We start from the raw sequence: 20,194 nt of genomic DNA, 5'->3' as shown, positions 1-20,194 counted from the left end.
CTCTTCCTACGGCACTTTCCTGCCCGGATCCGTGTCTTCTGAACGGTCGGTCTCGACCACCGCGTCGGGCAGCTCAGAGCCCGTCACCCTCCGAAAGGCCGCCGCGACTCTCGCGGGATCGTTCCGGTACTCAGCACGCAGGTCTGCCGTGATCGCCTCGATCGTCTCCCGCATCCCCCCGGTGAGCCGCCACGCGTCGGCGAGGTGCTCCACGGCTTCTTCGCTGTAGCTGAAGAGTTGGGCGGCGGAGCGGAGATCCGCGGCCATGATCGCCGGCTCGGCGGCCCCGGCCAGCCCGTCGAGTTCCCGATCGCCACAAAAGTGCACCATGTTGAGTGTGTGAGGACTCGGCGGGGTCCCCTCCTCATCCCAACCGGGTTCGAAGCCGCCTACTCGCCGGTAGTCGCCGTCGCCGATGTACCGGACGATCAGATCGCGGTTGCCATGCTGGAACATCCGCTCGACCCGGAAGTGCCGGACCAGGCTCTCGAAGGCCTTTCCGCTCAGGCGTGCGTACCAGAGAGTCGTCAGGTGAGGCCAGGAACGGACGGGATGTCCGTCGCCGGGGAACAGCCGGCCGGCGGTGATTCCGCCGGCGACGAGGGAGGCGAGGATGACCAGGTTGGCCGTGTAGTAGGCGCACCGGGTGACGAACGTGTTCCTCCCGGGCCGGTAGTCGGCGTAGCTCTGGTCGGTCCGGGTCTCGGCGCTGTGCAGCAGCCGGACGAGCAGGTCCGTTGCGGGCTCGCGGTCGAGGGCGGGCAGCAGGTCGCGGAGAAACTCCACGGTCGGCTGCCGCTCGGTCAGCAGTGAGAACGACAGCAGCGCGTGGAGGAGCCCGTCGTCCGGCTGCGGGGGAGCGAAGAACGGGTCGGCCGCGGCCGCCGTCTCGCGGGCGACCATGCCGCGCAGGACATCGCGCGTCATCCGCGCGACGAGATACTCGCCGAAGGTGGCGTGCAGGAACTCGTAGGTCTGGAGTTTGGTGCCGTCCCTTTCCGCGGACGCCTGATGGACGAAGAAGAACTTCCCGATCACCCGGTCGGCTCGGGAGAGGGGCGCCTGGAAGCTCGTGGTCTGGGCCGCCTGAGCCGGGAGCAGCGCGGTCAGGTCTCTGTTGAGGCTCTTGGTCGTGACCCACTGCCTGCCGCGGTTGAACATCGCGAACGCCGCGACGGCCAGGGTGCGCAGCTCCACTTCCACGGCCTGCGCCGCCGCCGTCTCCGGCAGCCCCGGCTGGTGCTTGTCCACCTCACGGCGGGCGAAGCGGGTCAGCAGCCGCTCGTACAGCTCGGCCTGGCCGAGCCCGGTCTCGCCGCGCCGCAGGGCGTTGGCGTCGGCGTCGTACAGGGCGAGCATCAGCAGCAGCAACGGCTGCGACGCCAGGTCGCCGTGCGTCAATGCCGACTCCGGTGGCAGGGGTTCCAGGCCGTGCGCGGTGAAGTAGTCCTGGTTCGCGGCGTTCCACACCGCCAGCCAGCGGCGGACCTGCTCCGCGCTGAAGGGTTCGAGCCGGATCGTCAGGCACCCCGGCGGGAAGCGCATCCGGTCGGCGACGGCCGTGCGTGTGGTCACGAGCACGACCGCCGGGCGGCCCAGCTCCGCCTCCCGGCGCTGGAAGTCGGCCACCCGGCTCAGATAGTCGGACCGGTGGACGCCCGTGGCCTGGAGCAGCTCGTCCAGCCCGTCCAGCATGATCACCGGCAGCGCGCCGTCCGCCGACCGCGTCAGCTCGGGCCAGCTGACGTGCTCACCGGTGGCCTCCCGCACCGCGGCCTCGATCTGCTCCTGGATCGTCCCGTCGGCGGGCACCTCCCGCAGCGGCACGCGCACCGGGAGATAATCGCCGGCCGGGAGGCGACCGGCCAGGATCTTGGTGAGCACGGACTTCCCGGCACCGGGCTGGCCCAGCACGACCAGCGGCATCCTGGTGGCCTCGGGCGAAGTGAAGTGGCGGGCCAGGAAGCCTGTGATGTCGTCGCTCGGTTCCCTCTGGTCCCACCATGATTCGGCGCTGGGATCGTCCTGCGTTCCGTACTCGGCCGGCCGGAAGCGCGGGTTCACGTACGCCTCGACGAGGGTGGGCATGCGCATGCCCGGGGGGACCTCACCGGACTGCGCGATCGGCCGATCGAGGACGGCCCGATGGGCGCGCGACAGCGTGTGCCGGTGCTCCGGCGTCCTGGTGCGGGCGGCGATCTCGGTGAGCAGCCTCTCCAGCTCGCCCAGGCCCGTGGTCACGTGCCTCCGCTCGATCGCGTCACGCCACAGTGCGAACTCGGGGATGTCCGAAGCCAGCCGCCGGTGGAGTTCCTCGTATCTCCGGCAGGCGGCCTCGGGCAGTTCCTGCTCGATCGCCGTCCTGGCGCGTGCCCATTCGGTCGCGTCCAGCCGGTCGCGGACCGCCAGCCCCGAGACGAACCTGGTCAGCGCCGACGCGAGCCCGTGGTGGTAGGCCTCGATCGAGTCGAGCATGTCCGCGTAGGAGCGATCGGCCCGGAAACCGGCCGGCGCGATCCTCATCAGCGTGTCGACGATCGATCCCGGTTGTGGGCCGACTCCGGCCAGCATCCCCTCCTCGGCCCCGGTGAGGCGGAGTTCCTTCGGATCGAACGGCAGGCGCAGCTCGTCGAGGGCCTCGAAGAACGCCACGACGACGAGGACGGCCTGGGCCGCCTCCAACCGGGCCGTACGGTCATACCGGTTCAGGCCCGTCACCCGGTCGCGAAGCACGCCGGTCGCCTCACCCGCCAGCCGTACGGCCTCGTCCTTGATGTCGAACAGGGACAACACCGGTACGGCATCGATCAGGGTGCCGGCGAGGGCCTTCGCGACCTTGCTCTCCTGCCCGAGCAGGCGGACGGCATCGGCGTAGCTGATCCCTTTACGAATCATTTGGCGAAGATGAAGACGCCCAGAAGGATCAGCACGAGGACGCCGACGAGCACGATCCCCATCGTCACGAGCACCCGGGCCTGCGTCTTGGCGTCCGGGCCGGCGGGACTTTGCATCGCGAACAGGTCCGTGCCCAGGCTGGGCGGCCTCCCCGGGACGGGCGGGCCGGCGGGAGGCCCCGGCATGACGGGCGCGGGACGGTTCTCGGCGACGGGACCGGGAGGCGGGGGCGTCGCCGGTCCCCGGCCGGGCAGCCTGCCGGGCACCGTGGTGTTGTGCCTGTCGGCGGCCTCGGGGACGTGCTCGGGCTCGCCTGGGGCACCGTTCCGGGAGCCGCCAGGCGGCGGGGAAGGGAGGCGTAGGCCGCCTGCGGGGCGGGGGACGACCATGGTGCGGTTCGCGTCGTCCTCGTCGTCTCCGGTCATGTTCCCTCCGGGGGGTCGGGCGGCCGCCCCAGTGGCGGCTCCAGTGGCGGCCGGGGTGCCGCCGCGAGACTCCGCGACGTGGGACCGGTCGGCCGAGCCGTTGCCGTCGCGGCGCGCCTTCGCATCACCGGGGGGAGCCGGGGCGGGCGGGGGCGGTGCCGGGGGCACCACGGGAATGGAGCCCGTGGGGGTGTCGGCGATCAGGCGCAGCATCGCGGCGGCACGCTCCGGCGTGAGGCGCGCGGTGTGGTCCTTCACCAGCAGCCCGTCCAGGACCGGTCGCAGCGGCCCGGCCTGGGCGGGCGGGTCGGCCTCCTCCGTCATCAACGCGGCCAGCGTCTCGCCGACGGTCGAGCGCTCATAGGCCGGTCGTCCCTCGACGGCGAAGTACAGCGTCGCGCCGAGCGACCACAGGTCGGACTCGGGGCCGGTGTAATCGCCCCTGGCCCGCTCCGGGGCGGTGTATCCCGGCGAGCCGATCACCATGCCGGTCTGGGTGAGCGCGTGGTCGCCCAGCGCCTTGGCGATGCCGAAGTCGGTCAGCACCACTCTGCCGGTCTCGGTCAGCAGCACGTTCGCCGGTTTGACGTCGCGGTGCAGGATGTCCTGGGCGTGGGCCGCCCGCAGCGCGCCGAGCAGGTCGTAGCCGATCTCCGCGACCAGACGCGGCGGCAGCGGCCCCTCTTCGTCGATCACCTGTTCCAGCGAGCGGCCCTCGACGAGCTCCATGATGATCCACGGGATGCCGTCGGACACGATCACGTCGTGGATGGTGGCGACGGAGGGATGGCTGACGCGCGCCGCCATGCGGCCCTCGCGCATCATGCGTTCGCGCAGCTCCTGCCGTTGCCGCGGGCTGAGCGAGGGGTCCTGGCGGATCTCCTTGACCGCGATCTCCCGGCCCAGTGACCGGTCGTACGCCCGCCAGACGGTGCCCATGGTTCCCCGGCCGATGCGGGTGCGCAGCTCGTAGCGGTCGGCGAGCGGCCGAGGGTGCTGTTCCGGCATATCTAGAAAGATAGCGATTCCACCTTGGAAATCGCTTTCTGGTTACTTGATGAAGATTCTCGGCCAATACCGGCGCGGGAGCAGGATCTTGATCATCTTTGCCACGTGCCGCATCATGGGGATGCGTACGACGTGGTGGAGGGCGGGCTCCGGCGGTTTGCGGTGCAGACCCTCGCTCGGCCGCCGCCGCTGGGACGGCACGGCAGGCGTCTCCCGCGAGTAGCCGAAGTCGCGTGGATAACCGCGGTGGTGGCCGGACTGCCCCGGCTGCCCCGACTGCTGGTGCGGGCCGCTGAAAGAGCCACTGTGTGGGCCACTGTATGGGCCGCTGTGCCGCAGCTGACCGCTCTGGCTGAACTGTCCATACTGTCCGGACTGCCCGTGCGGGCCGTACAGGTCGTACCGACCCGAGGTGTACAGGTCGTATCGCCCGGAGGCGTACGGGTCATACGGATGGGACTGGGCGTACTCCCCCGGCCGGTGCGGCTGGTCGTACTCCCCGGGCCGGTGCGGCTGGCCGTACTGCCCCTGCTGACGGTGGGGCCCGGAGTCGCGGTCGCGCGGGGTCACCTTGGGCGTGGGCCGCGAGTCGGCCCGGTGCTGTCCCCGCTGGCTGCGCTGCGGCGGCTTGCGGGGTTCGGGAGCGGTGGGCTGCGGGGCCGTGGGCGGCGGCGTGGGCCGGCCGGCCCGGAACGGGGACGCGAACGGGTCCTCGGCCATACCTCCGGCGGAGATCCTGGACAGCGCGTGGGCCGCGCGGACGCCGTCGAGCCTGGCCGCGGGGTCGATCTGGAGCAGGCCGCGAAGGACCGGGGCGAGCGGCCCCGCCTTGTCCATGGGGATCGGAGCGCCGCTGGTCAGCGCCGCGAGCGCGGCTGCCGCCGTACGGCGGCCGTGCAGGCCGCGGCCCTCGACGGCGGTGTAGAGGGTGGCCCCCAACGACCACAGATCGGCCGCCGGGCTCGCCTTGTCGCCGAGGACGCGTTCGGGGGCGATGTACCCGGCGGAGCCGAGGACGATCCCGGCCTGGGTGATGGAGGCGTCGCCCTCCAGCGCGGCCAGCCCGAAGTCGGTCAGCACCGCCCGATCGTCGTCGGTCACCAGCACGTTGCTGGGCTTCACGTCCCGGTGCAGGATGCCCTTGGCATGGACGGCGCGCAGCGCGCCGAGCACCTGCCTGCCGATGTCGGCCACCCGGCGCGGCGGCAGCGGGCCCTCCTGGCGGATGAGCTCCTCCAGCGACCGCGCCCTGAGCAGCTCCATCACGATCCAGGGGCGGTCGTCCTCGGTGATGACGTCGAAGACCGTGATGACCGAGGGGTGGGCGACCATGGCGGTCGCCCGGCCCTCGCGTTCGGTGCGCGCGCACAGCTCCGCCCGCAGGTCCTCGTCGAGGACCAGGGGGAGCCGCACCTCCTTGACAGCCACCTCGCGGTCGAGCAGCTCGTCACGCGCGCGCCACACAGTGCCCATCCCGCCGCGCCCGACCGGCTCGATCAGCCGATAGCGCGCGGCTAACAGGTATCCGGACGGCGCACGCATGGGTGGCAGCTTACCGATTTGTGTAGTGCGACCTGTAGAGACCATGCCGGGAAATTGTTGAGATCTTCTGTCAAAGATCCTGACAACCTCCCTGCAGATCAGCGCCGCCCGATGGTAAGGACGGGACCGGTCGTGTCGGCGAAGAAGTCGTTGCCCTTGTCGTCGACGACGATGAAGGCCGGGAAGTCCACGACCTCGATCTTCCAGACCGCCTCCATGCCCAGCTCCGGATATTCCAGGACCTCCACCTTTTTGATGCAGTCCTGGGCCAGCCGGGCGGCCGGGCCGCCGATGGAGCCGAGGTAGAAGCCGCCGTGCTGCCGGCACGCCTCGGTGACCTGCTTCGACCGGTTGCCCTTGGCCAGCATCACCATCGAGCCGCCCGCCGCCTGGAAGCGCTCGACGTACGAGTCCATCCGCCCGGCGGTGGTGGGGCCGAAGGAGCCGGACGCGTAGCCCTCGGGGGTCTTGGCGGGCCCGGCGTAGTAGACGGCGTGGTCCTTCATGTACTGCGGCATGTCCTCGCCGGCGTCGAGCCGTTCGGCGATCTTCGCGTGGGCGATGTCGCGGGCCACGACGAGGGGGCCGGTGAGCGACAGCCGGGTCTTCACCGGATACTTGCTCAGCTCGGCGAGGATCTCCGGCATCGGGCGGTTGAGGTCGACGCTGACCACGTCGCCGCCGAGGTGCTCGTCGGTGGTGTCGGGCAGGAAGCGGGCGGGGTCGGTCTCCAGCTGCTCGAGGAAGACGCCCTCCGGTGTGATCTTCGCCAGCGCCTGCCGGTCCGCGCTGCAGCTCACCGCGATGGCGACCGGGCAGGACGCGCCGTGCCTGGGCAGCCGGATGACGCGCACGTCGTGGCAGAAGTACTTGCCGCCGAACTGCGCGCCGATGCCCAGCTTCTGGGTCAGCTCGAAGACCTTCTTCTCCATCTCCAGGTCGCGGAAGCCGTGCCCGCTCGGCGAGCCCTCGGTGGGGATGGAGTCGAGGTAGCGGGCCGAGGCGTACTTCGCCGTCTTCAGGGCGTACTCCGCGCTGGTGCCGCCCACGACGATCGCCAGATGGTACGGCGGGCAGGCGGCGGTGCCGAGCGAGCGGATCTTCTCCTCCAGGAAGGCGAGCATGCGCTTCTCGTTGAGCACCGCCTTGGTCTCCTGGTAGAGGAACGACTTGTTGGCCGAGCCGCCGCCCTTGGCCATGAACAGGAACTTGTACTCGTCCGGGTGGCCGTTCGGGTCCTCGGCGTACAGCTCGATCTGGGCCGGCAGGTTGGAGCCGGTGTTCTTCTCGTCCCACATGGTCAGCGGCGCCATCTGCGAGTAGCGCAGGTTGAGCCTGGTGTAGGCGTCGTAGACGCCGCGGCTGAGGTGCTCGGCGTCGCGCCCGTCGGTCAGCACGTGCCGGCCGCGCTTGCCCATGACGATCGCGGTGCCGGTGTCCTGGCACATCGGCAGCACGCCGCCGGCCGAGATGCTCGCGTTCTTGAGCAGGTCGAGGGCGACGAAACGGTCGTTGCCGCTCGACTCGGGGTCGTCGACGATCTTGCGAAGCTGGGCCAGGTGGGATGCCCGCAGGTAGTGCGAGATGTCGTGGATCGCGGTCTCGGTGAGCAGCCGCAGGGCCTCCGGCTCGACCTCCAGGAACCTGCGCCCGGCGGCCTCGGTGACCCGCACCCCCTCGCTGGTGATCAGGCGGTACTCCGTCTCGTCCGGTCCAAGCGGGAGCAGGTCGGTGTAGTCGAACTCCGGCATCGTCCTCGGTTCCTCGTGGTCTGCCTGGTGGGGCGCGCCCGCCGTGCGGACCGCCCATGGTCTTTGCACAGCGTACGGCGCGCGGGCGGCGGTCATCATGTCCGGGCTGTGAGTAGGTTTTGAATAACTTCATACTGAATATTCGACCACAAAGCGGGATAATTAAGACATAGGACAGTAGAGGGGAGGGGTCATGAACGCCGAAGTATGGGTCATGGTCATCTTCGCGATCGGCATTCTCGTGGCCCTGGCGGTGTCGCTGCTCACGCTCGTGCTGCGGCAGGTCAAGGACGGCGACATCACGTGGTTGTCCCCTCCCGGGGCGCGAGCGACGCCACGCGAGGAGCCGCGGCCGGCTGAGCAGCCTGCCGAGCGGGCGGCTGAGCGGGTGGCCGAGCGGGCAGACGAGGTGAGGGCGAGCGGAGCCCGAGGGCGATCCCGCTGATCACGAGGGCCGCTCCCGCCAGGTCGGCCGCCGAGGGGAGGGCGATCCCCAGAAGGGCGGCCGTGGCGAGCGCGCCGACGGGGATCATCCCGGCGAACAGCCCGGCCCGGTCCGCGCCCAGGTGGGGCAGCGAGCGGTACCACAGGAAGAACGCCACGGTCGTCACCACCAGGGCGAGGTAGGCCAGGCCGCCCGCCTCGGCGGCGGTCGGGGCGCGCAGCACGTGACGGCCGTCCAGGGCGACGCCGGAGAGCAGCAGGAACGGCACCGCGAGCGCGGCCGTCCAGGCCGACAGCCTGACGGGACCGATCAGCGGTAGCAGCGGCAGGGCCAGCAGCGAGAAGCACAGCTCGCAGACCAGGGCGCCAAGGGACCACGACAGCCCGGTCAGGTTGCCGCTGCCGGCGCCGGTCGCCAGCGAGGCCCCGGCGACCACCACCAGACCCGCCGCCACGACGCGCGGAGACGGCCGGGCCCCCGTGAAGATCGGGCCCACGAGGGCGAGCGCCAGCGGCACGGTGCCGAGGACGATGCCGGGCAGCGCGGGCCCGGCCGCACGGGTCGCCTCGACCACGCAGACGTTGAACAGCACGAGCCCGGTCAGCGACAGCGCGGCGAGCAGCGCCCACTGTCGCGGCCGGAGCCGCACGAGGCCGAGGCCGCGCGCCCGGGCGACGGCGAGCAGGATCACGGCGGCGAGGGCGTAGCGGAGCGCCTGACCCCCGTAGACCGGATAGTCCGCGATAACGCCGGAGACCGCCGCCAACGTTCCCACGAGGAACATCGCACCCGCCGCTCCGGCCGCATGAGTGTTCATGTCAGGTGATGCTAGGGACGGCTTGGTCCTGGTTCATGGTCCAATCGGTGGCCGTTAGTGTGGGCCAATGGCCGATCTTCATCTCATGGTCGACAGAGCCGCCGGCGGGCTCGCCGGGCAGATCGCCCGCGAGGTGCGCGAGGCCGTCCGGTCCGGGCGGCTCGTCCCCGGCGTCCGTCTGCCCGCCACCCGCGACCTCGCCCGCGATCTCGGCCTGTCGCGCGGCGTGGTGGTCGAGGCGTACGAGCAACTGGTGGCCGAGGGAGTCCTCGAATCCAGAACGGGCGCGGGCACCAGGGTCGCCGCGGGGGCCGGGCGGCAGGCCGTCCCCGGGCGCCCCGGAGACGAGCGGGAGAGCTGCTGGCCCCACTACGGCCATCGGCCCACGTCGCCGGATCTCGGCCTGTTTCCCCGGCAGGCATGGCTCGCCGCCGTCCGTCACGTCCTGGCCACGCTGCCCAACGACGCGCTCGACTACGGCGACCCCGGCGGTGTGCCGGTCCTGCGCCGCGAACTCGCCGCGTATCTCGGCAGGGTGCGCGCGGCCGACGCGTCACCGGACGACGTCGTGGTCGTGACCGGGGTGGCTCAGGGGCTCAGCCTCGTCGTCCAGGCCCTGGCGCGGGACCGGGGCCGCGGCATCGTCCTGGCCGTCGAGGACCCGACGAGCGCGCGTCAGCTTCCGCTGCTCCGGCGGGCCGGGGCGGACATCGTCCCCGTGCCCGTCGACAGCGAGGGGATCGTCGTCGGGGCCCTGCCGGGCGACGCCGACGCCGTGGTGGTCACTCCCGCGCACCAGTACCCGACCGGCGTCGTCCTGTCCCCTGCCCGCCGCGCCGCGCTGGTCGACTGGGCGGCCCGGACGGGCGCCCTCGTATTGGAAGACGACTACGACGCGGAGTTCCGCTTCGACCGCGACCCCGTCGGGTGCCTGCAGGGCCTCGCGCCCGACCGGGTCGTGCTCGCCGGCAGCGTGAGCAAGGCCCTCGCCCCGGGGCTGCGGCTCGGCTGGATCGCGGCGCCCCCGCGCGTCGCCCGTGCCGTACGGCGCGCGCGCGGGGAGTTCGACCTCGGCTCGCCGGTCATCGACCAGTACGTGCTCGCCCACCTCATCGACGGCGGGGCGTACGACCGGCACCTGCGCCGGATGCGCCGGGAGTACCGGCGGCGCAGGGACGCTCTCGTCGGCGCCCTGGCCGAGGACCTGCCCTGGATGAACGTGCGCGGCATCTCGGCCGGGCTGCACCTGTACGCCGAGGTCAACGACGGGGGCGACCCGTCCGGCCTGGCCGAGGCCGCCCGCGCCGCGGGCCTGTCCGCGGAGGTCGTGACGTCGGCCCACGGATCGCCGGGGCTGGTGCTCGGCTTCGCCCGCCTGCCCGCCCACCGTGTCGCCGAGGCCGTACGCGCCCTGGCGGGGAACGTCGAGGGGGATGTCAGGGGGTGACGACGGTGGTCGCGGTGGCCGGGTCGGCCGTACGCGGCTGGAAGCCGCGCGCGAGCAGGATGATCGCGCCGGCGAGGACGAGCGGTGCGGCGAAGGCGACACGGAAGCCGGAGGCGTCGGCGAGGCCGCCGACGAGCGCGGCTCCGACGATGAACCCCACGTAGTTGAACATGTTGACCCGGGCGATCGCCACGCCCGTGCCCGCGGGGTCGAGGCGGCCGGCCGCGGAGAACGACTGCGGGGCGACGACGGACAGGCCGATCCCGGTGAGGGCGAAGCCCGCGATCGCCAGCGGCACCGTCGGGGCCGCCACGATCGCGACGAAGCCCAGCGTCGCGACGGCGCCCCCGGCGCGCACGATGGCCGCCGGGCCCCACCTGCGCACCGCGAAGTCGCCGCCGACGCGCACCAGGAACGTGGTGAGCTGGTAGGCCCCCAGGGCCAGCGGGATCACGGTCGCCGAGGCGTGCAGGACCTTGTCCATGAAGACGGTGCCGAAGTTGGAGACCGACGAGTCGCCGACGTAGAGGAACGCCATCGCGAGGCAGAGAGGGATGATCGGGCGCCACGCGACCCCGGCCGGCCTGCCGGCGCCCGCGTCCTGCGCCCGGACCGCGGCTGCGACCGCGCGGTGCTCCTCCTCCGGCCGGTAGAGCCAGAGCGAGGACAGGACGGCGACGGCGGCGGCCGGGACGAGGGCGATCGAGAACGTGACGGGCAGGCCGAGGCCGAGCGTGGCCGCCGCGGAGGCCCACAGCGACCCGATGACCGCCGCCACGCTCCACAGCGCGTGGAACCCGGTGAGCACCGCCCGGCCGTACTCGCGTTCGACCGCGACGCCCTGCATGTTCATGCCCGCGTCCACCCCGCCCAGGCCGAGGCCGAACAGGACGTTGGCCGCCACCAGCATGGGGACGTTCGGGGCGAGGCCCGCGAGCACGACGGCGGCGCAGGCGAGCGGCTGCACCAGGCGCAGGATCAGGCGGCTGCCCCACCGGGACGCGGCGGCGCCGGCGAGCGCGCTCCCGGCCCCCGCGATGAGCGGGACGACGAGGAGCAGGATGGTCAGCTCGCCGTCCGACAGGCCGTGCTTCTTCTGCAGCGCCGCCACCTGGGTGAGCAGCGTGGCGAAGGTGAGGCCCTGGACGAAGAACACCGCGAACGTGGCGAGCCGCGCCTGCCGGTCGCGAGGAGTGGGCACCGGTCCTCCACGAACATGAGGGGGGTTCAAGTTTTCGCCAGCGTAGGAGCCGCCACCCGCCCGGTCAATGGGGTGAGCGGGTCAGGACCGGCCGCCTGCTTCGCGTGCGGCCATCCAGGCGGCGATCTGGGCCCGGGAGGCGAAGCCGAGTTTGTCCAGGATGTGCTCGACGTGGCCCTCCACGGTGCGCTGCGAGATGACGAGGGCGGAGGCGATCTCCTTGTTGCTCCGTCCCTGGGCGATCAGCTCGGCGATCTCCTGCTCACGCCGGGTGAGCGGGGACGGCTCGGCCGCCGAGACCGCCGTCGTGGGGCGCCCGGGCGGCGTGGGCTCGGCCTCCGTGACCGCCTCGTCCGCGCGCGCAGGCCCGCCCGCGGCCCGCTCGCCGAGCGCCTCCCCGATCGCCTCGTCCATCGTCAGCCGGTTCCCCCTGCGGGTCTCGCGGCTCAGGGCCCGGTCGCCCAGGCTCGTACGGAGACCGGTGAGGCACCGCTCGTGGAACTCGGCGAACCGCTTGTCGCGGGACGGCGTCAGGCCCACCGTACGGCCGATCTCCTCCGAGGCCGCGAGCAGCCGGGCGGCGCAGGGGTGGCTGCCTTCGCCGGTCTGCACCCAGGCGACGACCTCCAGGTTCAACGCGATGTTCATCCGGTCGCCCAGGTCGCGGCCGAGCAGAAGGGCCTCGCGTGCCATCGCCAGCGCGCGGGCGTTCTCCCCGCCCTGCCACAGGTGGACGGCGAAGATCGTGAAGACCCAGGCCCGGCCGGAGCACTCGCCGTGGGCCTCGGTCAGCGCGAGAGCGCGCTCGAACAGCTCCGTGGCGCGGGCCCGGTCGCCGAGGTAGCCGACGCCGGCCGCGAGCGTGATCAGGGCGATCAGCAGGCCGCTCAGGTTGCCGACGGCCTCCTCCTCCGCGACCGCCCGTTCCAGCAGCGGGATGCCTCTCGCGTAGTCGCCCGCGTAGTGCTCCGCCATCCCGGCGACCAGGGACGTCTGGGCGAGCGCTTCCGGGTCGCCCAGTTTCTCGGCGAGCGCCCGGCTCTCGGCCAGCAGACGCCGGCCCCTGTCGGTGTCGCCCTGGGTGAGCACCAGTTCCGCGTCGGCGCACAGCGCCAGCGCCCGCAGGACGGTGGGCTCGGGCGCCGCCCACAGCATGCGGTCCAGCCAGTGACGGCCCTCGTTGTAGTACGCGTTGGCCAGCCAGCAGGGGTCGGTCAGGCAGAGGGCCATCCACAGCCCGGCCTCCGCCTCGCAGGGCTCCTGCAGGCAGAAGTCCATCGCGGCGCGCAGGTTCGCCTGCTCCAGGTCGAGCCGCCTGAGCCAGGAGAACTGGTCGGGGCCGAACCACTCGGCGGCCGCCTGCCGCGACAGCAGGAGATAGTGATCCCGGTGCCGCCGCTGGAGCGACCGGCGCTCCGCCGGCCCGCCGAGCCGCTTGCGGCCGAACTCGCGCAGGGTGTCGAGCATGCGGTAGCGGACCGTGTCGGAGTGCTCCTCGCGCAGCAGCAGCGACTTGTCCAGCAGCGCGTCGAGCAGGTCGAGCACGTCGTCCCGTTCGATGCCGCCGCCGGTGCACACCGCCTCGACGGCGTCCAGGTCGAAGTGAGAGGGAAAGATCGACAACCGGGTCCACAGCGTCCGCTCGGCGCCGGGCAGCAGCTGGAAGCTCCAGTCGACCAGCGCGTGCAGGGTCTGCTGACGCGGCACCGCCGTACTGCTGCCCCCGGTGAGCATGCGGTAGCGGTCGCGCAGGCGCTCGACGAGCGCGTTCACCGACAGGGCCCGCAGCCGTACGGCGGCGAGTTCGATGGCCAGGGGGATGCCGTCGAGCTGGCGGCACAGCTCGGCGACGGCCGCCTGGTTGTCCTCGGTGACGGTGAAGCCGGGCAGGACCGCCGCCGCCCGTTCCGTCAGCAGGCTGATCCCGTCGTACAACTCCAGAGACCTGCGGCTGAGCGGCCGGTCCGGCTCGGGGACGGGCAGCGGCGAGATCTTCATCTGGTGCTCGCCCGTGATGCCGAGCGACTGCCGGCTCGTCGCGAGGATGCGCAGCTCGGGAGCCGTGCGCAGGAGCCGGTCGGCGAGCACGGCGCAGGCGTCACGCAGGTGCTCGCAGTTGTCCAGCACGAGCAGGGTCCGCTGCGAGGACAGCACGTGCTCCAGCGCGTCCACCGGGCAGGCCGCCGGCTCGTCCCGCACGCCCATGGTCGCCGCCACCGTCTCCGCCACGAGCGCGGGATCGGTGACGGTGCTGAGGTCCACCAGCCAGACGCTGTCGAACGCGCGGCGCTGCTCGGCGGCCGCCCGCAGGGCCAGCCGGGTCTTGCCGACGCCGCCCACACCCGTGAGGGTCACCAGACGCGACGCCGAAAGCAGCCGCCTGATCTCGGCCAGCTCACGCCTCCGGCCGACGAAACTCGTCAAGTCGGCCGGAAGGTTGCCGACCTGCCGTGTCACCGCCCCCGCGACCACCTCCTCACGCTAAGCGGCCACGAAGTCCCTGGTCAATGCCGGGTGCGACGTCGGCGCCGCGTCGCGTGGTGACCGGCGCGCGTTGACCGCTTACTCTCGATGGTGTGAGCAGCAGCGAGTCCTCAGCCGTGAAGTGGATCTCCGCCTTCCTCTCGCCGCGCACTCCGGACACGCCCGACCCCTCCCTGCTGCGGGCCTCCGACGCCGATCGGGAGCGCATCGTCGCGGTGCTCGTGGACGCCGTCACCGACGGGCGGCTCACGCCGCTGGAGCACGAGGAACGGGTGGAGCGCGTCTGGGCCGCGCGGACCCTCGGCGAGCTGGCCGAGCTGACCGTGGACCTGCTGCCGCCGGAGAGCCAGCCGTTCCGGATGGACAGCCGTCCCGTCACCGCCTTCTTCCGTACGGAGACCCGTGGCGGCCGGTGGGTCGTGCCCTCCCAGGTGCCGGTGACGTCCCTGGGCGGCACGGTCACGATGGACCTGTGCGAGGCGCTGCTCCAGTCGCGGCACGTGGTGGTGCAGCTCGCCGTCATGGCCGGCACGGTCAACCTGACGGTCCCCGAGGGCGTGCGGATCGTGACCGCCCCGGACGCCCGCGTCCGGTCGCTCAGGAACGAGGTGCGGCTCCCGCCGGGCGCGACCGGCTTCGCGCCGGACGCGCCCGTGATCGAGCTCGCCGGGTTCGTCTTCGGCGGCAGGGTCGTCGCCCGCTCGCCGAAGCGGCCCCGCCGCCGCCTGTTCGGCCGTTGAGGTCCTACATGGCTGTGTCGAAGTTGATGGCGCTGTAGGCGCCGAGCTTCCAGAGCTGGTGCTCGCTCTCGATCTTGCGGATCGTGCCCGACCGTCCCCGCATGACGAGGGAGTGCGTGACCGCCGCCCCGCCCTGGAACCGCACGCCGTGCATCAGTTCGCCGTCGGTGATGCCGGTCGCGGCGAAGAACACGTCGTCGGAGCGTACGAGGTCGTCGGTCATGAGCACCTGGTCGAGGTCGAGCCCGGCGTCGAGGGCCTTGCGGCGCTCCTCCTCGTCGCGCGGCCACAGCTTGCCCTGGATGACGCCGCCCATGCACTTGAGCGCGCAGGCGGCGACGATGCCCTCGGGCGTGCCGCCGATGCCGAGCATCAGGTCGACGCCGGTGCCGTTGCGCGCCGCCATGATCGCGCCGGCCACGTCTCCGTCGGTGATGAAACGGATCCGGGCGCCGGTCTCCCGGATCTCCTTGACGATCCGCTCGTGCCGGGGCCGGTCCAGGATCACCACGGTGACGTCGGACGGCTTGGCGCCCTTGGCCCGGGCCACGGCGCGGATGTTGTCGGCCACCGGGGCGTCGATGTCCACATGCTCGGCCGCCTGCGGGCCCGTGACGAGCTTCTCCATGTAGAAGACCGCGGACGGGTCGTACATCGAGCCGCGCTCGCTGACCGCGATCACGGAGATCGCGTTGTTCATGCCGAGCGCGCACAGCCGGGTGCCGTCGATCGGGTCCACGGCCACGTCGCACTCGGGGCCTGTCCCGTCGCCGACCTCCTCGCCGTTGTACAGCATCGGGGCGTTGTCCTTCTCGCCCTCGCCGATCACCACGACGCCCTTCATCGAGACCGTGTTGATCAGCTGGCGCATGGCGTTCACGGCGGCGCCGTCCGCCCCGTTCTTGTCGCCGCGTCCCACCCAGCGCGCGGCCGCCATCGCCGCCGCCTCGGTCACCCTGACCAGTTCCAGAGCCAGGTTGCGGTCGGGTGCGTGTTCCCCCGTCGCCAGAGCGGCCGGTACGTGATCAGCCATTGATCCCCTTTTAGGTAGGTGCCCTTCTAGCGATCGTAGTTCGCGAAGCCCTTCTTGTCCGATTGGTCTGAACCTGTTGGGCCAGGTAGAAGGCCATTTGCGGGCGCGGACCCCCGGAAAGGACGGGTCGGAGATATCGTCGCCGCATGAGCGGCGACACCGAACGACCAGTGACGATGCGCACGTCGGAGCGCGGCGCGGCGACCCGGGGAGCTCTCCTGGACGCCGCGAAGGAGACGTTCATCACGAGCGGCTTCGCCGAGGCGGGCGTCACCGACGTCGTGGCCAGGGCCGGCGCCAGCGTCGGCAGCCTGTACCACCACTTCTCCGGCAAGGCCGACCTCTACCTGACGCTGTTCGAGGAGTTCCAGAAGCGGCAGACCCAGCGCACCCGGCAGGCCGTGCAGGAGGCTCGGGCGGACGGGGAGACCGACCCGATGCCCCAGTTCCTCGCCGCCGCGCGGGCCTACCTGGAGGGCTGCCTCGCCGAGCGCGATCTCGCCGCGCTCTTCCTGCGCGGCGACGCCCCGCCCGGGTTCGAGGTCATCATGCGCGACCGCCTCCGGCAGTGGGCCAGGCGCACCGCCGCGCTGTTCGAGCACGAGGACGCCCTGGTCGTCGTCGTCACCGGCGCCCTGGCGGCCGTCGTGCAGGAGGTCACGCTGTCCGACGACCCGGAACGGGCCCGGAAGATGGCCGAGGACGCTCTTCGCATCATCGGCGATATTCGGCACCCGTGACGGCCGGTACGGCCACCACCCGCTCCACCGACTAATCTCGCATTACGTGGGACGATTCACCCAGGGCTTCTACGGCTACGCGTTCGCGCTCTTCGTCTGCCTCGCCGCCGTCGGAGCGTTCCTGCTCATCACGCCGCAGAGCCGCACCGAGCACATCCCGCGGGTGGAGTTCTCGATCGACCGGGCCAACGCGGCGCGCACGGCGGCGTACGAGGTCGTCGCCCCGAGCCGGGTGCTGCCCAATTGGGTGCCCAACAGCTCGTCGCTGACCCAGAAGAACGGCGCCGTGACGTGGCGGCTGGGATTCGCGACCGCCAAGCGGCAGCACGCCATGCTCGCCCAGAGCGACGAGAGGCCGTCCGCGGACTTCGTCAACCGCATGGCCAACACCGACAAGGCCGGCGGGAGCCGCCAGATCGACGGCGTCACCTGGGAGGAGCGGTTCCGCCAGGACAAGAACCAGCGGACGCTGGTCCGCGTCTTCCCCGATCACGCGACGGTCGTCACCGGAACGGCCGACTGGGACGAGCTGACCGCCCTCGCCCGGACGCTCACGCCGCAGCCCAAGCCCTCTCCGGTGCCGTCATCGGGCTGAATCCGGGTTCCGGCTGACGGTCGCCAGCAGGTGCGCGACCAGGGGGCTCGGATCGTCCTTACGCCAGCCGACGGCGACCCGGGTGCGCGCGTTGGGCTCGACCGTGCGGAAGGCGACGCCCTTGAGCCGGATGCGCCGGATGCTCGCCGGAGCCAGGGAGACGCCCAGGCCGGTCTCCACGAGGGCGCACACGGTCTGCCATTCCACCGCCCGCTGGGCGACCCAGGGGGTGAAGCCCGCCGCCGCGCACAGGCCGGTGATCTGGTCGTGGAGCCGCGGGCCGGCCTCCCGGGGCAGGAGCACGAAGGGCTCGTCCGCCAGCCGCGCCCGCGGTCAGGGCGACACGTCCCGGTTCGCGGGTGAACAGCGCGTGGCCCACCTTGTCCTCCAGGCGGCGGATCTGCTGGCTGAGCGGCGGCTGGGCGATGCCCAGGCGGGCCGCGGCGTGGCCGAAGTGCAGTTCCTCGGCGAGCACGACGAAGGCGTGCAACTGCGCGAGGGGGAGTTCGGGACGCTCCATACGCACAGAGATATCAGACCATGCCTGAGGATGTATTAGACGTATCGATGGGCGTCGGCCTAGCGTTCGGCGTATGGCGGAGCGACGCGTGATCCTCAGCGGCTCGACGTTCGAGGAGCAGATCGGCTATGCCCGGGCCGTGGTGGACGGCGACCGGGTGCATGTCTCCGGGACGACCGGTTTCGACTACACCACGATGACGATCTCCGAGAACGTGGTGGAGCAGGCCGAACAGTGTCTGCGCAACATCGAGGCCGCGCTGGCCGAGGCAGGGTGCGGCTTCGCCGACGTGGTGCGGGTGCGCTACCTGCTGCCCGACCGGGCCGACTTCGAGCCGTGCTGGCCGGTTCTGCGCCGCCGCTTCGGCGACGTGCGGCCGGCGGCCACGATGATGGAGTGCGGTCTGGCCGACCCCCGCATGAAGATCGAAATCGAGGTCGACGCGCGGCGGCCCGGCGTCTGACGGGCCTTGCCATCACGCCGGACGCACGCTCACGTCGGCGGATCGCAGCCGTAGACGATGACCTCGGCCATGTTCCGGACGACGTCCCTGCTGACGTGCTCCGGTGGTGCGCTGACCAAGGTGAACAGCGCACCACCGTAGAGCGCGATCATGGCGGGGATTTTCGCGCGTGGAATGCCGAGGCCGAGTTCGTCGTGGTGCCCGGCGGTGACCAGCGACGCCGTGTCCTGCAGTCCCGCGAGCGCCGAGGCGATCACCGGCCGGCGCGCGGCCTCCAGTTGCAGTTCGAAGATCGCGAGGTAGCGGGTGCGCAGCGTGGTCGCCGCTGTGAACAACGATTCCGTCAGCAGGTCGACCAGCGTCGCCGGCTGCTTGACGGCCTGAGCGGTGTCTGCGTGATGCAACTCGGCGATGCGCTCCGCGGTGGCCACCAGCAGTGCTTCCCGGCTGCGGAAGTAGTTGGAAGCCGTTCCCGGCGGGACGTCCGCCGCTTTCTCCACCGCCCGGTGGGTGAGGCCGTGCACGCCCGATGACGCCAGCAGTTCGATGGCGGCATCGGTCAGGGCCCGGCGACGGGCCGGATTAGTGGGCGGCATGGGCAGATGATACCAATAGCCGTACTAGTACGATCGTAGTGAATGAGCGGGAGGTCTCGTGCGGATTGTGGTGGTCGGCGCCGGGCTCGGAGGAGTGGCGGCGGCGGTGGGGCTGCATCGCCTGGGTCATGAGGTGACACTCCTCGAACGGAGCGCCGAGCTCAGGGAAGCGGGCACCGGGATCGTGGTCATGCCCAACGGGCTTCGCGCGCTGGACGCACTGGGGCTGGCCGAAGACGTTCGCGGGCACGTCATCCATACGGCCCGCGGGGGATTGCGGGACTGGCGCGGACGGCCGCTGCTGGTCGCCGACCTGGCCCGGGCGCGGCAGGAGGTCGGGGCGCCCGCCATGATCGAGCGAGCGGAACTGCACCGATCGCTCCGCGCCCCGCTGCCGCCCGAGCTGGTGCGGACCGCGACCCCGGTCGAGCGCCTGGAGTCCGGCCCCGCAGAAGTGACCGTGATCAGCGGAGGCGAGCCCGTCGCGAGAGCGGACGCCGTGATCGTGGCCGACGGCATCGGCAGCACGCTGCGCGCGCAGCTCTTCCCCGGTCACCCCGGGCTGCGGCGGACCGGCCGGATGGACCTGCGCGGCATGCTGCCCCGCCCTCCCGGAATGGCGCAGGACCTGCTCGTCAGCCAGTTGGTCGACCGTCGCAGCGGGGCGATGTTCGGCCTTTTCCCCGTCGGCGAGGACCGCCTGTACTGGTTCACCGACTCTGTCCTGCACGGCACACCGCCGAGCGCGGACGAGGCACGCCGGCAGATGCTGTCCCTGATGGCCGACTGGCACCCTGTCGTCACGGCACTGATCGAGGCGACCCCGCCCGCCGACATCTACGTCGACCCGATCGCCCGCCTGGCCGAACCCCTGCCCTCGTTCGCGGCCGGCAGGATCGCGCTCCTCGGCGACGCCGCGCACGCCATGTCGCCGGACCTCGGCCAGGGCGCCAGCCAGGCATTCGAAGACGCCGCCGCACTGTGTCGCCACCTGGCCCGCCATCTGGCCGGCGCCGAGCCGGCCGACGTCGCCCGGCGGCTCCTGCGCTACGACGCCGAGCGCAGGCCCAGGGCCAATCGCATGATGCTGGCGGCGTCGCGGCAGTCGCGGCTGACCTCCCGGACCGGCGTCGCCGCGTGGCTACGCGACACGTTGCTGCGGGCCGTGCCGTCCCGCCTGGCCGCCCGGCAACTCGCCGCCCTCTGGCACGCCTAGCCGCCTGCCCGGTGTCAGAAGGGCGCCTCTTCGGGGCCGTTCGGCTGAGGCTCCTGGCGCTGGGCCATCGCGGCGGCCAGCTTCGCGCGGGCGCCCTGGAGCCACTCCTCGCAGATCGCCGCCAGCCGCTCTCCCCGCTCCCACAGCTCTATCGACTGCTCCAGCGTGAGCCCGCCGGTCTCCAGACGGCGCACCACCTCGGTCAGCTCCTCGCGGGCCTGCTCGTACGACGGGGTCTGCCTGTCCGGCGGGGTCTGCTTGTCCTCAGCCACGTCC

Annotated in this window: 17 protein-coding genes and 1 pseudogene; 6 read left to right on the top strand and 12 right to left on the bottom strand. The window is 71.9% G+C overall.

Annotation, left to right across the window (positions count from 1 at the left end):
• Positions 1–6: 6 nt before the first annotated feature.
• The 5 genes from QSK36_RS27240 to QSK36_RS27220 form a co-directional block, all read right to left on the bottom strand.
• Positions 7–2,895, bottom strand: coding sequence for an NACHT domain-containing protein (locus QSK36_RS27240; RefSeq protein ID WP_285784344.1), 2,889 nt, complete (start codon positions 2,893–2,895; stop codon positions 7–9).
• On the bottom strand, positions 2,892–4,328 hold the full coding sequence (locus tag QSK36_RS27235; RefSeq protein WP_285784343.1) for a serine/threonine-protein kinase: 1,437 nt from the start codon (positions 4,326–4,328) through the stop codon (positions 2,892–2,894). The genes QSK36_RS27240 and QSK36_RS27235 overlap by 4 nt, the downstream gene beginning before the upstream one ends.
• Positions 4,329–4,370: 42 nt before the next feature.
• Positions 4,371–5,870: a serine/threonine-protein kinase gene (locus QSK36_RS27230; RefSeq protein WP_285784342.1), complete on the bottom strand. Its 1,500-nt coding sequence runs from the start codon at positions 5,868–5,870 to the stop codon at positions 4,371–4,373.
• A 98-nt stretch (positions 5,871–5,968) separates the two neighbouring features.
• Positions 5,969–7,621: a fumarate hydratase gene (locus QSK36_RS27225; protein ID WP_285784341.1), complete on the bottom strand. Its 1,653-nt coding sequence runs from the start codon at positions 7,619–7,621 to the stop codon at positions 5,969–5,971.
• A gap of 299 nt (positions 7,622–7,920) precedes the next feature.
• Positions 7,921–8,883, bottom strand: coding sequence for a DMT family transporter (locus tag QSK36_RS27220; protein WP_285784340.1), 963 nt, complete (start codon positions 8,881–8,883; stop codon positions 7,921–7,923).
• Positions 8,884–8,950: 67 nt separating this feature from the next.
• Here QSK36_RS27220 and pdxR point away from each other — a divergent pair, with 67 nt between their 5' ends.
• A complete protein-coding gene (gene pdxR / locus QSK36_RS27215) occupies positions 8,951–10,330 on the top strand; it encodes a MocR-like pyridoxine biosynthesis transcription factor PdxR (RefSeq protein ID WP_285784339.1) in 1,380 nt (459 codons plus the stop codon).
• Here the strand turns inward: pdxR and QSK36_RS27210 are convergent.
• Positions 10,320–11,531 carry an MFS transporter gene (locus tag QSK36_RS27210; RefSeq protein WP_285784338.1) on the bottom strand — a complete coding sequence of 404 codons (1,212 nt, stop codon included), beginning with the start codon at positions 11,529–11,531 and terminating at the stop codon, positions 10,320–10,322. The genes pdxR and QSK36_RS27210 overlap by 11 nt on opposite strands.
• Before the next feature lie 81 nt (positions 11,532–11,612).
• Positions 11,613–14,003: an ATP-binding protein gene (locus QSK36_RS27205; RefSeq protein WP_285784337.1), complete on the bottom strand. Its 2,391-nt coding sequence runs from the start codon at positions 14,001–14,003 to the stop codon at positions 11,613–11,615.
• A gap of 104 nt (positions 14,004–14,107) precedes the next feature.
• Between QSK36_RS27205 and QSK36_RS27200 the strand changes: the two genes are divergently transcribed.
• Entirely contained in the window at positions 14,108–14,755 is a 648-nt protein-coding gene (locus QSK36_RS27200; RefSeq protein ID WP_183542571.1) for a DUF1707 SHOCT-like domain-containing protein, read from the top strand.
• Between the two features lie 4 nt (positions 14,756–14,759).
• Here the strand turns inward: QSK36_RS27200 and glpX are convergent, their stop codons facing one another.
• Positions 14,760–15,788: a class II fructose-bisphosphatase gene (gene glpX / locus QSK36_RS27195; RefSeq protein ID WP_285784336.1), complete on the bottom strand. Its 1,029-nt coding sequence runs from the start codon at positions 15,786–15,788 to the stop codon at positions 14,760–14,762.
• Positions 15,789–15,934: 146 nt separating this feature from the next.
• Here glpX and QSK36_RS27190 point away from each other — a divergent pair, with 146 nt between their 5' ends.
• Both QSK36_RS27190 and QSK36_RS27185 read left to right on the top strand, forming a co-directional pair.
• Complete coding sequence (locus tag QSK36_RS27190; protein WP_183542569.1) at positions 15,935–16,528, top strand: TetR/AcrR family transcriptional regulator; 594 nt, start codon at positions 15,935–15,937, stop codon at positions 16,526–16,528.
• 46 nt (positions 16,529–16,574) lie between these two features.
• Positions 16,575–17,123, top strand: coding sequence for a DUF4245 domain-containing protein (locus QSK36_RS27185; protein ID WP_285784335.1), 549 nt, complete (start codon positions 16,575–16,577; stop codon positions 17,121–17,123).
• Here the strand turns inward: QSK36_RS27185 and QSK36_RS27180 are convergent.
• Positions 17,112–17,426, bottom strand: a complete 315-nt coding sequence (locus QSK36_RS27180; protein ID WP_285784334.1) for a LysR family substrate-binding domain-containing protein — start codon at positions 17,424–17,426, stop codon at positions 17,112–17,114. The genes QSK36_RS27185 and QSK36_RS27180 overlap by 12 nt on opposite strands.
• A gap of 85 nt (positions 17,427–17,511) precedes the next feature.
• Positions 17,512–17,643, bottom strand: a pseudogene (locus QSK36_RS27175) (helix-turn-helix domain-containing protein); the annotation flags it as partial.
• A 73-nt stretch (positions 17,644–17,716) separates the two neighbouring features.
• On the opposite strand from QSK36_RS27175, the gene QSK36_RS27170 reads away from it, so the two are divergent.
• The gene (locus QSK36_RS27170; protein WP_285784333.1) at positions 17,717–18,106 is read left to right on the top strand and encodes a RidA family protein; all 390 of its coding nucleotides are present in this window, start codon (positions 17,717–17,719) and stop codon (positions 18,104–18,106) included.
• 29 nt (positions 18,107–18,135) lie between these two features.
• Here QSK36_RS27170 and QSK36_RS27165 read toward each other — a convergent pair whose 3' ends face one another.
• Positions 18,136–18,702 (bottom strand): TetR/AcrR family transcriptional regulator, encoded by a 567-nt coding sequence (locus tag QSK36_RS27165; RefSeq protein WP_285784332.1) that lies wholly within the window; start codon positions 18,700–18,702, stop codon positions 18,136–18,138.
• Positions 18,703–18,760: 58 nt separating this feature from the next.
• Between QSK36_RS27165 and QSK36_RS27160 the strand changes: the two genes are divergently transcribed.
• Positions 18,761–19,918, top strand: coding sequence for an FAD-dependent oxidoreductase (locus QSK36_RS27160; protein WP_285784331.1), 1,158 nt, complete (start codon positions 18,761–18,763; stop codon positions 19,916–19,918).
• 14 nt (positions 19,919–19,932) lie between these two features.
• On the opposite strand, the gene QSK36_RS27155 is transcribed toward QSK36_RS27160, so the two are convergent.
• Complete coding sequence (locus QSK36_RS27155; RefSeq protein WP_139577372.1) at positions 19,933–20,190, bottom strand: exodeoxyribonuclease VII small subunit; 258 nt, start codon at positions 20,188–20,190, stop codon at positions 19,933–19,935.
• Positions 20,191–20,194 lie beyond the last annotated feature (4 nt).

This window comes from Microbispora sp. NBRC 16548 (genome assembly GCF_030268985.1).
Taxonomy (GTDB): domain Bacteria; phylum Actinomycetota; class Actinomycetes; order Streptosporangiales; family Streptosporangiaceae; genus Microbispora; species Microbispora catharanthi.
Note: the sequence above shows the minus strand (reverse complement) of the source record. Positions and strands in the feature narration are given on the sequence as shown.